This is a genomic window from Streptomyces sp. NPDC056486 (assembly GCF_042795295.1).
GTDB lineage: Bacteria > Actinomycetota > Actinomycetes > Streptomycetales > Streptomycetaceae > Streptomyces.
In genome coordinates this window covers 1-15560 of the sequence record NZ_JBHTSF010000194.1, presented here as the reverse complement: position 1 = coordinate 15560, position 15560 = coordinate 1, and the positions used below count along the sequence as shown (strand labels likewise).

10 protein-coding genes and 1 pseudogene are annotated in these 15560 nt (G+C 65.7%); 6 read left to right on the top strand and 5 right to left on the bottom strand.

The features are described from left to right. Positions 1-281: 281 nt before the first annotated feature. The 3 genes from ACFQ7F_RS40635 to ACFQ7F_RS40625 all read right to left on the bottom strand — a co-directional run bounded on the left by ACFQ7F_RS40635 (position 282) and on the right by ACFQ7F_RS40625 (position 1626). Positions 282-548 (bottom strand): hypothetical protein, encoded by a 267-nt coding sequence (locus ACFQ7F_RS40635; protein ID WP_383282741.1) that lies wholly within the window; start codon positions 546-548, stop codon positions 282-284. A gap of 215 nt (positions 549-763) precedes the next feature. Next, positions 764-1105 carry a hypothetical protein gene (locus ACFQ7F_RS40630; RefSeq protein WP_383282739.1) on the bottom strand — a complete coding sequence of 114 codons (342 nt, stop codon included), beginning with the start codon at positions 1103-1105 and terminating at the stop codon, positions 764-766. Between the two features lie 5 nt (positions 1106-1110). Further along, positions 1111-1626 carry a DUF6232 family protein gene (locus tag ACFQ7F_RS40625; RefSeq protein WP_383282736.1) on the bottom strand — a complete coding sequence of 172 codons (516 nt, stop codon included), beginning with the start codon at positions 1624-1626 and terminating at the stop codon, positions 1111-1113. 340 nt (positions 1627-1966) lie between these two features. Here ACFQ7F_RS40625 and ACFQ7F_RS40620 point away from each other — a divergent pair, with 340 nt between their 5' ends. From ACFQ7F_RS40620 to ACFQ7F_RS40610, 3 genes are all read left to right on the top strand, one after another. Further along, a complete protein-coding gene (locus tag ACFQ7F_RS40620; RefSeq protein WP_383282733.1) occupies positions 1967-2986 on the top strand; it encodes a helix-turn-helix domain-containing protein in 1020 nt (339 codons plus the stop codon). Positions 2987-3436: 450 nt separating this feature from the next. After that, positions 3437-3811, top strand: coding sequence for a CU044_2847 family protein (locus tag ACFQ7F_RS40615; RefSeq protein ID WP_383282730.1), 375 nt, complete (start codon positions 3437-3439; stop codon positions 3809-3811). 40 nt (positions 3812-3851) lie between these two features. After that, entirely contained in the window at positions 3852-8171 is a 4320-nt protein-coding gene (locus ACFQ7F_RS40610; protein WP_383282727.1) for a trypsin-like peptidase domain-containing protein, read from the top strand. A gap of 308 nt (positions 8172-8479) precedes the next feature. Here the strand turns inward: ACFQ7F_RS40610 and ACFQ7F_RS40605 are convergent. Then, positions 8480-9567, bottom strand: a pseudogene (locus ACFQ7F_RS40605) (integrase core domain-containing protein). A 567-nt stretch (positions 9568-10134) separates the two neighbouring features. Here ACFQ7F_RS40605 and ACFQ7F_RS40600 point away from each other — a divergent pair. After that, positions 10135-12108, top strand: coding sequence for a hypothetical protein (locus ACFQ7F_RS40600; protein WP_383282724.1), 1974 nt, complete (start codon positions 10135-10137; stop codon positions 12106-12108). An 80-nt stretch (positions 12109-12188) separates the two neighbouring features. Beyond that, positions 12189-12776, top strand: coding sequence for a DUF6461 domain-containing protein (locus tag ACFQ7F_RS40595; RefSeq protein WP_383282721.1), 588 nt, complete (start codon positions 12189-12191; stop codon positions 12774-12776). A 285-nt stretch (positions 12777-13061) separates the two neighbouring features. Here the strand turns inward: ACFQ7F_RS40595 and ACFQ7F_RS40590 are convergent, their stop codons facing one another. Further along, complete coding sequence (locus ACFQ7F_RS40590) at positions 13062-14123, bottom strand: integrase core domain-containing protein (RefSeq protein ID WP_383282719.1); 1062 nt, start codon at positions 14121-14123, stop codon at positions 13062-13064. 492 nt (positions 14124-14615) lie between these two features. Between ACFQ7F_RS40590 and ACFQ7F_RS40585 the strand changes: the two genes are divergently transcribed. After that, entirely contained in the window at positions 14616-14936 is a 321-nt protein-coding gene (locus ACFQ7F_RS40585) for a hypothetical protein (RefSeq protein WP_383282716.1), read from the top strand. Positions 14937-15560: the final 624 nt, after the last annotated feature.

Below are 15560 nucleotides of genomic sequence, written 5' to 3'. Positions count from 1 at the left end.
CCGGTTCTGGTCGAGGTGTACGTCGTTCCAGTGCAGGGCGAGGGCTTCGCCTCGGCGGAGCCCGGTGCCGATGAGGAGCTCGATGAGGTCGGCGATTACACCCGTGATGGATGAGGAGACGACGGCCGCTAACCCCTGGTCCATGACGCCATGATGGCGGCTGGGCACCCGGCTTGAGGAGTGGGTGAACAAGGGGGTTTCGGAGCGGTGCTATGGGAAGGGCCACGCTCCGCAGCGATGGGAGTGTCGCCTGATCTGCGTGAACCGAGCGCCCGAGGTCGTCACCGACCCACTTCTCCTCGGATGCAGGAGTGCACCCGGTCCGAGAAACACCTGCAGTCCGGACAGACCGCGCCGGCCGCCCGGCCTCTCGCTACGACGTCGACAGTGCTTAAGGCAGCCGTCACCGCCTCGACGACGTCGTCGTCGAGGCCGTTGAACACCATCGATTCCCACGTCGATGCGTCGGCCTGCATGACCAGCACCGTCACCGGCCACGGTCGACGACCACGGAGGTCCGCAGAGACCTGGTGGAGCGTCACTATCACCTGTCGACGGTGCGGCGTACGCGGTCTCACTCGAGACCAACCCCTCACTATCGAAAACCGGGGTGACTCTCCGCGGCCGCTCCCTAAGATCTGTGCCAGAGCCCGCTGAACGACGTCACAGCCAACCAGCCCACGTATCCTGCGAAATTCAGGATGGCGGAGCTCCATGATGTTCTCGATGAACACGCCACGAAGACGACGAGCTGAGTTGCACTTCAAGGTGAGAAGGTGCCCCAGAGCGCATTGATGGCGCTGATGGCAGGCTGCCCGACGATTCCGATGGCTGCTGCGATCCTCTTAAGCTTCGTGAGGGGTTCAGCGAGGTCGTTGCTGCTGCCCGCCTGGCCGATCTGCTGGAGAGCCGCATCAACCTCGGCTCGAGCTGTGCCATCCAGGTGCTGTCTCAGGTCGTTGATCGCCTTGTTCAGGTCGTCGATTGCGGAGGGCATCGGCTCTGGGGCGGCGAATTGCTTGTGCCCGGCCACGATGTCGCCGGAGCCGGTGTGCTCAGCCTTGGCGATGCCGCCGAACGAGAAGATCTGGTCTCCGTTGGTCAAGGTCCTCAACCTCCCATGATGTGGCCCGCACCATGGTGCGTCGCCTTACCGATCCCAGGCCCGTACTGATTGACCACGTCGCCGTTGTGGACGGCGTTCTGAACGTTGAAGATCATGTGTGCCGCATCAGGACTGCCGATCGCCCTGGTGATCTCGGTTACGAGGTGGTCGATCTCCCCTTTGTCGGTGCTCCAGACCGCGTCCGTCTGTGTGCCGGAGGTACTGATGACCAGTCCGTACACCGAAGGTGTACGTAGCGCCGCTACGAATCGCCAGATCACCAGAGCGAGGACGGCGCACAGAAGGGCGACTCCGACGGTGCCGAGAAGAGCTGGCAGGATCCCACCGAAGATCACGGCGAGTAGGGCTCGAATGATGAACCGCTTCCAGACAGCTCCTTTGTCAATGTCCTGTCGGCGTTGCCCCACACGTGTGATGTTCCGCAGTGGGTAAGCTTCGCCGCCGACCCACAGAGACCCATCGCTGATTTGGACCTCGACTGCCTTATGGCTGAGTGTCATTCACTCATCCCTCTCTCATCAGGAGCTGTTCAGGGCCTGGCGGAGCCAGCGCATTCCTACCGAGCGCCCCAGCACGGCCTCATTCGCTTCGTCCTCGGGAGGGCTCACACGGATCCCGGCGGCGCCGGGGCGCGGCCAGACCATGACGATCTGGGCCGCGCTCCGGGCCAAGCACCGCAGATGCGGTCCCCCTGCCGTGGCTCCTGACCGTAGGGGCGCGCAACCGGCTGCATGTGCCACCGCGCGCACCCCTTCTCGCCACCGAGTGCAGTCCGCCCGGCGGTTGGCGGTGCTTCACTGAGGACAAGACGTAGAGGTGAGAGCGGGAAGGGGACGCCGGATGCATCAGGAGCACACTGCACGCATGGACGGCGATACTGCGGGCCGCGATCACCGGCCGCTTCTCATGACCCAGACTGAGGAGTTGCAGCGGGCGGCATCCGCCCTGCTTCTGCCGTTACGCGTGGCCGCGTGGGGAGTACGGCCATTCCAAGCCACTGTCGAGTCGACCGGGAGCGCAACGGTGCGCATGGGGCGAGTGCGCTCCAGCCCGCACGCGGTGCGGCGTGGAGCGGGAGTGATGTCCTCGACTGATCCGGACCTGTTCAAGGTCACGCTTCACCGCCGCGGCACCGGCCTTGTGAGTCAGAACGACCGGCAGCGGCAGGTGCGCTCCGGGGACTTGCTGGTCTTGGACACCACTCGTCCCTACACGCTCATCCTGCCCGACGAATGCGACGTGATGGTCCTGGGCCTGCGCCGCGAATTGCTGGGTCCGCATGCCCGAATCCTTGTCCAGCGCAGTGGGACAAGCGTGCCCACGGACTCAGGGATACGGGCGCTCTGTGCCGCGGTTCTGTCCAGTGCCGGCGACCATCTCGACGCGCTCGGCTCTCCCCGCTCCGCGAGCTACATGAGCGACGCGCTCACCAGCATGCTGATCAGCACCTTGGCTGATGCACCACCTGAGCACGTCGAGATGCCGACTACCAGCCTCCTCGACCGGATCGTCGCCTACACCCTGGCGAACCTCCACGACTCGGGGCTGAGTCCCCAGGGAATTGCCGACCGCCACGGCATCTCGCTACGCCGCCTTCACCAGCTGTTCCGGGGACAGGAGCGCACGTTCTGCGCCTGGGTGCGATACGAGCGTCTCTTGCGGATCCGTCGCGCTCTGAGTGATCCCGTATTGTGCCACCGCTCCACGGCCGCTATCGCAGCTAGCTGGGGGATTCAAGATACAGCCCACCTGGCCCGGGCGTTAAAAGCCGAGTTTGGCTGCACCGTCGCGGAACTTCGTCGCAACGTCGGGCAAGCTCATCAAGTGGCTGCCGCCGAGAGAATGGGCAGTGCGGATTGACGGACCGAATTCCCGCCTTCTACTCACCAGAACTGTCCTCACGGTCGAATGGAACGTCACCCCGGCAAGGGTTCGTCCCGCTGACTGTGGATGATGTCGACTTTCCTTGACCGAGGGGCCGGTTCGTCCTCAAGCTTGCCCTCACGCGCGTAAATCCGTGGTCCCAGGAGGTCCACGGGCTTGTTGTGGCACGGAACCCCGAGCGGTTCGACGACGCATGCGACCGCATCGGCGATGCCCTGGCTGCGAAGGTTTGCGCGGGAGCCGTTTCGCGCGTCTAGCCGTGATCAATGTCGGTGGATTTTGCGCAGATTCGTTCGATATGGCGGTCTGCCTTATCTGGAGAGTGACGCGGTGTGGTTTGTTCTGCCCATATCGCCGCCTGTGGCACGCGGTTGCCGGACAGGGGTGCACTACGATCGCCAACTCCCCAATAAATGGAGGACAGTCATGAGCGATCGCCCCGTCCACACGGTGGAAGTTCCTCTTGGTGACGGCAGCGATGAGTCCGTGCGTGTTCAGATCAGGGAGGTGGACGAGACGCTTGTTCGCGTGGGCCGAGGAGGCCGCTCCATAGCGCGGGCCGAACGATCACTCGGACAGATGCTGGATACCGTACGACCCGTAGCGGAGAGCTTCGTGGGGCGGTTCAAGGGGCTTGCGAACGCACCGGACGAGATCACGCTGGAGTTCGGGGTGTCGCTGTCGGCGGAGGCAGACGTGGTGATCGCCAGCACGGCGACTGCGGCCAATTTCTCCGTGACCCTGACCTGGAACAGGAGTGACGGCAGAGACGTCAACATAGATACTGCGCAAGGAAGTTGACCCAGTTGGGGCACAACGGGGGCGTGGTGGCACGGAGGTCATGGTGACGGAGGTTCAGGAGCGGGACGCCGAGGAGGCTGAGTCGGCACTGCTCTCGGCAGTCGTCCGAGTCAAAGGACCGGACGGCGCGATCGGGGGCGCAGGCTTCCTCATCGCTCCGGACCTGGTGCTGACCTGCGCCCATGTGGTGTCGGACGCGCTGGACCGTGCCCGGGAGGAACCCGTTGAGACCGGGACCGAGGTCACGGTCGACCTGCCGCTGGCCGGGAACACTGACGGCGTCGACGAGGGCGACCAGAGTGCGGAGGTCCAGCGCTGGATCCCGATCAGATCGGATCAGACCGGGGACATCGCCGTCCTGCGGTTACGCAACCGGATCCCCGGAGCCCGTCCGCTTCCCATGGCAGACCCGCAGCGCGGCATCTGGGCCCACGACACGCGCGCCGTGGGATTCACCGACGACAACCCGGGCGGGATCTGGCAGAGCGGCGAGTTCCGTGGGCCCACCCGACAGGGCTGGATCCAGCTCTCACGGGCCAACGGAGAGGCCGCGTACGTCAAGGGAGGCTTCAGCGGCAGCCCTGTCTGGGACAACGAACTGGGCGCGGCGGTCGGGATGATGGTGGCGGCGCAGCCGGTGTGCGAGGCTCAGCAGGCGTTCGTCCTGCGGACGAGAACCCTGCTGAAGGAAATGCCCGAGCTCGCCCCGTTCGTGAGCCCGCCCACGCCCTTCCGCGGCCTGGCCACCTTCCAGGAGGACGACGCGGATGTCTTCTTCGGCCGGGACGACGACATCGACCGGGTGGTCACCGCCCTGCGAGGCGATCAGTCCACCGTCACGGTGTACGGGCCGTCCGGCTGCGGCAAGTCGTCGCTCGCGCTGGCCGGTGCGGTCCCAAGGATGCGAGCAGACGGCTACCGGATTCTGCAGGTGAACGCCGTGCACTTCGGCTCCCTGCGGGCCGCCCTCGCCAGCGAACTGTTCGAAGTCGTGAGGTCGGCGCACCACGGCCCCCCGCGCGCGGAGAGCGCCGACCAGGTGGAGGCATGGCTCGGGAGGCTGGGACTGGCGGACACCGTCCGCCGTGCCCTGGGCCCGTCGGCCGGCCCGCTCCTTGTCGTACTCGATCAGGCCGAAGCGCTCCTGGACCGTCCTGGGGCGGTGACCGAGGAAGTCGCCGATCTGCTGTTCCCAGAACGGCAGCAGGACGGGTTACGGGTACTGGTCACGCTGCGGGCCGACTTCATGGACGCGGCTCTGAACCATGGGCGCCTCGGCCCCGCGCTGAAGAGGGGCGTGACGGTCCCGCTCACACCGATGTCTCGGGACCAGCTCGCAGCGGTGATCAGCGAACCGGTCAGGCGCATTCCAGCCGTGGAGTACGACCCGGGCCTTGAGCGGCGCATCCTCCACGACGCGGGCGGCGAACCGGGAGCCTTGCCCCTCTTGGGATTCATCCTGGCCCAGCTGTGGGACCACAAGGCCGCCGGTCGGCTGCGGAGCGCGACGTACGAAGAGAACAAGGGCGTGTCCGGCGCCCTGAAACTCCATGCCGAGCAGGCATGGAAGGAGTGCGTCGAGAAGCAGCACAAGAGCCACAAAAGCAAAGACGGGGACGACGAGGACGGGCACACGAAGGAGGCGCTGCGGCTGCTCACCGGCCTGGTCCGCGTACTGCCGGGAAGTGAGGCTCCACTGCGCCGCATGCTCACCCGGGAGGAAGCCGGTGAGACGCGGTGGCGGATCGCGAAGTCGCTCGCCGAGCGGCGGCTGCTCGTGCTGCATGGGGACGAGGGGGAGCCGCAGAGCGTCGAACTCGCCCACGAGGCGCTGATCAGCGCCTGGCCGACACTCGCACAGCAGGTGAAGGCCGACGGAGAGTTCCTGGCCGGCCGGGCGGAGCTCGGGCACGATCTCGGCCGTTGGCAGAAGGCGAACAGGCCCCCGGACCTGCTGCCTGGTGCACTCCAACTCGATTCCCTGACACAGCGGTTGAGCGGCCGGGAGACGGACTTGACCGAGGATCAGCGGGAATTCCTCACGCTGGCCCGCCGACGCCGGCGGGCACGGCAGATCCGTACGCGTGCGGGATGGGTCACGATCGCCCTGGTCCTTACGCTGATCGCGGGGCTGGGCACGTTCCTCGTGCAGGAGTCACGGGTGAGTGCACAGCGGGAGGCCGAGGGACGGTCGCGGACGCTTGCGGTGCAGTCGGACGAGCTGACGGACAACAACCCCGGGCAGGCCGCTCTGGCCGCGCTTGCGGCGTACGAGACGGCGCCGACGCAGGAGGCCCGCAGTGCACTGCTGCGCCGGTACGAGGAGCTGAAGGACGCGGCGTGGACACTGACGGGCATCGAGGGAGCGGTACAGGGGGCGGCCATGAGCACGGACGGCGTGGTGACGCTCGTGACGACCACGACCGGCCGCGCGACCCTGTTCGTGCGCACGGCCAAGGGCGGGGTACGGCAGGAGCAACTTCGTCTGGGTGCCAATGTCTTGTCTCCTGTGGTCAGCCGGGACGGACGACGGATTGCGTATCTGCGTGACGTGGACGGGGTGGTGGTCTGGCACGACGTGACGCCCTCGGGAAAGCGTCTGGTGGGGTCGGCGCATCCGCTCCATGGAGCGCTCAAGGACCGCTCCATGGCCGCCGCGTCCAGCAGTCTCCATTTCATGGACTTCTCCCCGGACGCGCGGCGACTGGTCGGGGTGTCCGCGTCGTCATCGGCCCGGCCGGTGCAGGTGTGGGGCCTGGAGACAGGACGGCCTCGGGCGCTACCGAAGCGGATCGGCCAGCTCAATGAGGTGTGGTTCGGATCGGACGGGAACACGCTGGTGGCCAGCCACAGCCCGTCGGAGACGGCACAGCCCTCGATGGTGGCGATCGACATCGGTGCCGGCACGATGCGTGAGCTGGCAGGCGGCATCGACTACTCGGGCACCGGAGTGTCGGGGGACGGCGGCGTGGCGGTCGTCTGCCGACAGGACAAGTCCGACCCCGACTCGGGCGGAGAAGCTCACTATCAGGCCATCCGCGTGGCGGACGGACGGGTGCTGCGCCGCTACGCGCGCGGGGCCGACACCACCTGCACGGAAGCCGCCATCGACCGGAAGGGCGAGTACTTCACCGTGGGGGCCACTACGGAAGGGTGGGACCTCGTCGACACCCACGGTGGCAAGAGGGCTCAGCACTTCTTCGGTCCCGACTCCCCCGGCAAGATTGCCCATCTCCCCCTCCTAGGGACTGCACGCGAGCCCGTCGGCGTCACCCAGAACAAGAACATGGTGACCGGGTGGGCGCTGCTGGCGGATGACGGCGTCACCGCCTACGGCCCTCCGAGGCTGCTCGGCAATGGAAGCCGGATGGTGCTTCGCGCGGGCAAGGACGGCGACAGCCTGCGAGTCATGGAGACGGAAGGCGCGAGGCGAACCCTTGCCGAAGTCAAGACTGACGCCTCTACACCCCCGGACGCAAAGCAGAGGCTTGAGGTCAACCGCGCCCAGACGCTGGTGACAGACGTGTCGGATGGGAATCGGATCACTGTCCGTACCCTGCCTTCACTGCGCCGGGTGGCCGACTTCACCGCGGCGAAGCCACCCGCCGGCAAAGACGGGAAACAGGAGCCTCTGGCGTCCTTCTTCCTCGGCGACGACCAGTTGGTGACGGTCTCCGGCACGCGCGTGGAGCACTGGGACGCCCACGAGGGCCGGCACCTGTCGCCGCCGTTGGACCTGCGCGATCTGCGGCTCACCAGGAAGGACCAGCCAACCTACTTCGTGCGTCCCCACTCGGAGCCGGGGTACGTAGGGGTCAACGTGGGCGGCGAACCGTACGTTCACGCCATCAAGCTGCAGACAGGCAAGGAGAACAAGGACCTTCGCGTACGCCTCGGCGACGACCTCAACGTGGCCTGGCCCCTGGAGGACTCTCGCTACATGGCCGTAATGACCAAGGGCGCCATGGTGGAGCTGTGGTCCGCACGGCCTGGGCAGCCGGCGAAGAGAGTGGTCGGCCCGCTCGAGCCGCTGGGCCCGGAGCAGGAGCTGTGGGTGGTAGGCGCCAGGGGAGGCGCCGGGTTCTTCCTGGCAAACAACAGTTCCGTACGCTTTCTGAAAGCGGACGATCCCGGGTACCGAGAGGCGTACGAATTCGCGCAGGGTCGGGACTTCCTGGCGGCCACCAAGGACGGCAGGGCACTGCTGCACTCGTCCGCGCCCGGAGGCCACGGGGAATTGATCCGCCTCGACCCCGCCCTCTGGAAGCGGCAACTTTGCGCTGTCCTCGACCGTGGCCTCACCGCAGACGAACGCGACGGCCTCCCCGGCGGCCTGCCGACCGAGATCTGCCCCTCCTGATGTCAAGCATCACCGATCGCACAGCATGACGCCCCCGACCAGGAACCGGTAAGGCTCTACGCGCCCGGACAGCCTCGGCCTCAACAGCGTCGCGAGAGGTGCTTCTAAGGAGGTGGCGGCCGCTGGCGCGCTGAGGTCACCGCGTCTCAGTGAGCCCTCCGTCCAATTGCCAAGGCAATTGGTTCAAGTTCACGGTTACAGAACAGCGAACTGGTATGCCGATGAGAGACGGGTTCTGGCACCGACAGAAACGTCGCCAAGACCAGCCTCGACCTCACTGCGCCTGCCGAAAACTCCATCCGCGCAGTTCAGGCAGCGTGTAGGTATTCGTGGAGGACTCCACCGAGACGGTCTCTTCGGCGTACGTCAAGGTGCGCGATCTGTGCGCGGGCGAGCGGTTCGGGGGCATCATGCAGGGGTGCTTCCTGACGCATTGCTTGGTGAGGCCGGTGGAGGTTGTAGTGGGACTCGAACTCGCGGAGCACGTGCAGGAGATGGCTGTGATTCCACACCGGCGTGCGGTCCGGCAATTCCCGGCGACAGGTCTGTATCCAGCGCTCCGTGATTGAGTTCATCCGAGGTATCTGGATACCGCTGGTGAAGACCTGCAGCCCCGTATCGGTCAGCATGGCGTCGAAAGCATCGGTGGACTTGGAGTCCCGGTCTCGTATGAGGAGCCTGGCCTTGCTGTCCACGTGCTCCAAGTCCATGGTGAGAGGCGTGCGAGCTGTACCGCCCAGTCCGCGGTGGGGTGTGCGGTGGCACCGAGGATCCGGATGCGCCGGGTGGCGTGCTCGATGACGGCGAAGACGTACAGACGCGCCCCGGTCAGGGCGCGGGTTTTGAAGAAGTCGCACGAGAGCAGCGCGTCCGCCTGGCTGCGCAGGAAGTCGGCCCAGGTCGTACTCGCGCGTTCCGGTGCGGGCGGGATGCCGTGCTGACGAAGCATCTCCCTGACGGTGGAGGCGGCGACCTTGATGCCCGAGGCTGCGAGTTCACCGTGGATCCGGCGGTACCCCCACGAGCTGTTCTCCCGGGCCAGGCGCAGGATCAGGGCGCGGATCGAGCGGACGGGGGGTGGGCGGCCGAGTTGTTTCGGCACGCAGGTTGCGGCATGGCGCCGCTTGAGCAGGTCACGGTGTCGGCGCAGGATCGTCTCTGGTCGTACCAGTAGCAGGCGGTGCCGCGGCTTCTCCACCGGCAGGTGGTGGAGAAGGCCGGCGAGGATGGTGCGGTCGATGTCGGTGAATGTGGGCCTGCCGACCTGGCGTTGCAGGACCAGTAGCTGGTGCCGCAGCGCCAGTATCTCCATGTCCTTCTCTCGGTCGCTCGTCGGCAACGGGCGTAGCAGGGCGAGGGCGTTGGACACGGCGAGGTAAGTCAGGTGCAGTCGCACGACAGGTCATGATGCCGTTGCCGGGCAAGGTGAAGGGACAGCGGGGGAGCGACGGGCACGGTCGAGATCAGTGATGAGGTCGTGACCTGGCCGGATGAATTACCGGCACCTGCAGAGTCACCCACCGCCATGCGGAAGCCGGGTTCTGGGGCGGGTTGCCCTACCTTCGGTGCCAGGCAGCGATCTCGGTGACGACCTGGTCGGCGAGTTCGGCGGCGCGTGGGCCGTGGCCGACTCGGCAGCAGCACGGAGCACATAATTCCGGATTGAGTAAGCATCCATGTTTACGCCGACTATTCCGCAATATGGCCTCTGTGGTGGCTACTTGCCAATCATCCCCCGACCGCAACGTGATTGAAATCCTCTGTTCTGCAACCGTGTTCATGGTCACAATCGGCATGCTGCGGTAGGGGGTGTGTGTCCCTTGATGTACTGGTTGCCCAGCGTCCTGAAAGCCGCGTAGGAAATGGTTCAGCTGCGCGAGTTCGCGTGGTTTTCCTGCACGAAGGGGCACACGTGAAACACTTACGACTGTCGAGACCTCTGCGCGGGGTAGCGGTCAGTGCGATGCTGTTGGCGCTGATGGGTACCGGGTTCACCGGTACGGGTACAGCGGCTGATTCTGCCGAGCGCCCCGATGCGGCGCCCTCCTCCCGTCCTGCCGCTGGTCCTGAGTCCAAGGCGCTCGCTGGCGGGCAGCGTCCTGTCTCGGGGAAGAACCCGCAGGCGGGTACGCCGTTCAAGCAGGACGCGTCCAAGGTGTGGCAGGTCGACAACTTGACGCCGACGCTGAAGAACAGTGCGACAGACCCGGACGGCGACCCGGTCACCATCACCTTTGAGGTCTGGACGCTGGACGCGGCAGGCAAGCCGAAGGCCAAGGTCAACGTCGACGACTCCAACCAGTATGGGGTCATCGTCTCGAAGCCGGTCCCTTCGGGGAAGACGGCCGAGGTCCAGGTTCCGTGGGGGAAGCTGGACGCCGGTACGAAGTACGCGTTCCACACCAGTGCCTATGACGGGGCGCTGTATGAGACGGACTGGTCGCCGTGGGCGACGTTCGAGCTGCGTGAGCGCGTGGTCGACATCGTCCTGCCCGCTCCGGTGAAGGACGCTCCGGCTCCAGAGTTCGGCAACGGCTGGGCGCCGGTTCCCGGCTGGGGCGCCGTCGACACGTCCAGCAGCGCGAAAGCGCAGAGCGGTGAGCACTGTGAGCCGCAGGGGAACGGCCAGCTCTGTATGTCCTCCGAGCCCGCCACTCGGGAGGATCTGAAGGTGGCGCGGGAGAGCCGGGCGAAGAGCAAGAGCAGCCGGGCTGCGGCTCCTCCGCTGAACAAGGACTGTGAGGTGGGGGCGCCGTCGGGCAAGTACCTGTCGGTGTTCAACCGGGACAGTGCTTGTATGTACAGCGTGCTGAAGGTCGCTATCACCGAGGGGCCCGAGAAGAAGATCAAGCACTTCGCACGATACCTGACGTCGTATCACATGAAGACGGACCGCAGCAGCAATGAGATAAAGCTGTGGGCGCGGGTGTCCGGGATGAAGAACCCGTCCGACATGCCGCCGTTCCCGGCGCAGCCCGGTGCGGTAAAGCTGACGATCTCTCCGCAGTGTTCGGCGGGGTGTCTGGACAAGCCGTCCTACGCCTGGGACGGCAATCTGATGTGGGGCGGATCTGGCGACATCGACTCGCACGAGGAGACCGGTACGGCCACGGTTAAGTGGTCCGGCGGTGTCAAGGACGAGAACGGCAAGAAGGACTCCGATCTCACGCAGGATATGCAGTTCGCGCCGTACGGTCAGTTCTCGACCAGCGTTCCGGTCGGTGCGGGTGAAGTGGGCGAGAGCCACGGTTTCATCGGTGATCCGGTGACGGTGCAGTGCGACATGGTGTATTCCCCGGCGGGTTGTGTTTTCCAGGACTACATGCCGAGTTATGTGTTCAATACGAAACAGACTCCTGCCGCTGCCGCTCATGCGTGGCTGATCAATCAGAAGATCCGCAAGGGTGCGCCGCTGAACTATCTGCCGGACCGCCGGGGTTCCACCGGTATCCACGGTGAGCGCAATAAGTACGGCCGTGACCCCGACAATAATCGCAAGGTGATCTGCCCGGACGGGTGGGCGGCAAATAAGGGTCACGAGGCCGCTTCGACGGTTCCCGATATTCTCGCCACGGACAAGATGTCGTGTGACGAATTCTCTTTCGCGTCCACGTACAACAGTGGTGGTATGCCGAAGGACATGGAGGGCACCAACCCGGTGGCTTCTGGTGACCAGTGTGTGCAGACGTGGTCGCGGAAGCTGACCTCCAGCGGTAACTGGCACCTGTTCGACGATGACCGTCAGGCTCCTCCGAACTGGAAGGAAGTCTGTGGCCGTTCGGCGATGTCGGGGTGGGTCAATTCGACGTCGATGAGCCGGTTCCAGTCGTTCGCGAAGGAGTTCCGTCTCACGGACGAGGATCTCTACTTCGTGGAGACTCCGGGATTCGAGAAGTGCGACGCCTCCAAGGCTGTCGTGAAGTGTGACATCCGGTAGCCCTTGAGAGCTGACGGTTCAACGGGGGCTCTGGGAGCGGTGTGTACCGTTCTCAAGGCCCCTTCGGCATGGGAGAGAGTATGAGTGACGGACTGACGTGGCTGGCGAACAGCGACGTGACGTGGGCGGGGTACTGCGTGACACTGGCCCGTGGGCTGGAGCCGGATGAGCTGGTGCGGCGCCTGGCGCGGGGTGAGCCGGGTCTGCTGGGTGAGTACACGGGCGGGACACTGGAGGATTTCCTGGAGCGTCGGGATGCCCCGGCGCGGACGGCGGTGCGGTACGGCTCCCGTGAGGGGCTGTCCTTCGCGGTGGCGTACGGGGACTGGCCGGGGTATACGGGGCCGGGGTTCACCGACGGTCTCTCCAGGGGGGCGCACATCTTCCAGCTCTACTACGAGAGTGACAATCCGAAGGTGCCGCCACCCTCATTCTCCTATTTCCACCAGGAGACGTACATGTGCGGTTTTGACCTGTGTTCGTTCCCAGATGTGGGCGGTACGGAGCCGGAGCTGATACTCGGTGATGTTCAGGCTGCCGGTATCGAGGGGGAGGAGGACCGTGACGCCGCCCATGCCAGGTCTCTGTCGGTGGTGGAAGACCGGTTCGGTCTGAGTCTTCCCCGAATGCAGATACTGGAAGGGCTGCTGCCCGCCGCGACGATCTGACACGAAAGCCTGTGGGTGTCCGAAACTTGGTCGCCCTATGCGACCTGCGTGTATTCGTGGATCACGCGGCCGAGTAGATCTCGACGGATGGCCTTGTCTGCCGGGTCGGCTGGGTCGGGGAGTGGTCGCAGGGGTGCTGCTTGGTGGAGGGTGCGGTGGGGGCGGTGGGTGTTGAAGTGTGTTTCGTATGTGGTCAGCCCGTTGTGCAGGTGGCGTTCGTTGGTGATCAGGGTGTGGTCGAGGAGGTCGCGGCGGCAGCCTGTGGGTGCCCGAAACTGGGCCGTTCTATGCGACCTGCGTGTATTCGTGGATTATCCCGCCGAGTAGATCTCGACGGATGACCTTGCCGTCCGGGTCGACCGGGTCTGGGAGCGGCCGCAGGGGTGCTGCTTGGCGGAGGGCTCGGTGTGGGCGGTGGGAGTTGAAGTGCGTTTCGAACGTGGCCAGCACGTTGCGCAGGTGTCGTTCGTTGATGATCAGGGTGCGGTCGAGGAGTTCGCGGCGGCATCCGCCGATCCAGCGCTCGATGTACGCGTTCGCCTGAGGGGCCTGCACGGGAGTGAGCAGTACCTGGATGGTCTCGGATGCGAAGACGGCGTCGAAGGCGTGGGTGAACTTCGCGTCTCTGTCCCTGATCAGGAACCTGACTCGGTCGATGCGATCGTCCAGTGCCATGGCAAGCTCGCGCGCCTGCTGGACCCAACTACCGGTCGGATGGGCGGTGACGCCCAGGAGGTGTACTCGGCGGGTGGAAATCTCCATGACCACCATGCAGTACAGGCGCTGCAGCAACACGGTGTCGACGTGGAAGAAGTCCACCGCGAGGATCCCGGAGGCCTGGCTGCGCAGGAACTGCGCCCAGGTCGGGCCCGAGCGGCGGGGTGCCGGATCGACGCCGGCTCTTCTCAGGATCGCCCATACCGTGGAGGCGCCAACTGGACGACCGGCGCGGGCCAGTTCGCCCGCGATCCTGCGGTACCCCCAGTGCGGGTTCTCCGCGGCCATCCTCAGCACCAGCTCCCGCACGGTGGGCGGGGTCGGCGGCCGGCCTGGTCCTCGGCGTTGGTAGGTCCAGCGGCGCTTGACCAGGTCGGAGTGCCAGCGCAGCAGCGTGCCCGGGGTAACGAACAGATGCCCTCGTAGGACCTTGGGCAGCAGCCGGGACAGTGCCGCGATCACGGCTCGGTCCGCCCATGAGGGCTGGGGTCGGAGGACCTGACGGCGGAGCACCGCGAGCTGGTGCCGCAGTACGAGGACCTCCGCGTTCTTGGAAGCCTCCGATCGTGCCAGCAGCGCAATCCATCCCAGGACCTTCAAGAAGGCTAGGTACAGCAGTCGCAGAGTCATGCCCCAGGATCTCGCCACGCCCGCCCTCGACCGCAAAACCAAGTCAGCGGGGGGTAGCGGCGTTTCGGGCACCCACAGGCACTGGTCATGAGACCACCCCCGGGCGGGGACCATGCCCCGCCCGGGGAGCGCGGCGCCGTGCACGTCGGACCACCCCCGCATGCGCGGGGGACCACCCGGCGATCCGACTCGTAGCCCGATTGGCGGAACGTAGGACCGGCCCGGTCGCTTGAGCCCGTGCCTCGATTGAATGTGGGCTGCATGAGCGATCCGAGCGAGGGGCACGACTCTCCTCCCGAAGCAGGGCGACCAAGGTGGGGTCAAGATTGGCAGAAGCCCTCATCGGAGGCTTCGCCACCCGATGATGCTCAGCCGCACTGGGGGCGTACAGAGGAAGTGGGGTCCTATGGTGTGGCCGCTCCACGACGCAAGAGGCGTCGGAAGTGGCCGTGGGTCCTGCTGGGTGTGGTCCTTCTTCTGGCCGGTGGCTGTGTGGCCATCATCGCTGGAATCAGTCAGGAAACGTCGAAGACGGTGAAGGTCTCCTACGAGGTCACCGGCAAGGGCTCCGACGTCGTCATCTCGTACAGCACGTGGCACGGCGACACTGGCTCGATCAGTCAGGAGACAGTGACGTCTTTGCCGTGGACGAAAGAGGAGACCACGACCGGACTCGTCAAGGGCGGCACCCTCAATGCCACGCTCGGTGCCTCTGGGGGATCGCTCAAGTGCTCCGTGACAGTGGCCGACGGGAAGCCGAAGACCGCCACGGCGTCGGGCCCCTTCGCTACCGCCTCCTGCAGCGGCTTCTGAGGCACAGTGAGTCCTCCAACACCACTCCTTGGGCGCGTTCTCCCGGCGGAAATACTGACACGCGGACATCCGGACTGTCCTCGCGCTGGACGTCGAGCCCAAGCTGGTCAGGCTCGCGATGATCGCGGCGTCCCTGTCCTTCATCACTTATGAGCTGGCCTGATCGCCCACCACTCGCACCGTCGCGGTGAAGGGCGTGGCGGGTGGTTTGGATATGTGAGTGAACGAGAGCTGGTGGGCGCAGATCGGCTGGGGCGGATCTGCCGGCTGAGGGGGCACAGCGGCCCCGTACTTCCGCATACGGCGTCGTACGGGCACCAACGGCGCTTCAGAACTCCGAACTGGGGGTCAAGGGGTCGCAGGTTCAAATCCTGTCGTCCCGACCAGCTTTTGCAGGTCGGAGGCCGTTTCTGCCGTTAGGCGGGAGCGGCCTTTTCTGTTGGTGGTCGTCGCCTGGGTTGTCGGGCCTGTAGTGCTTGGTGATGGCGTTATGCGGCGGGTGGGTTGGTGGTCGTGGTGTGGTCGCGGCGTTGTTCTTCGCGGTTGAGGGCGTCGGTGATGGCGTTGACGGCTTGGTGGGCGGTGCGCTGGGTGAGGTGGGCGTAGATGTTCGCGGTGGTGGAG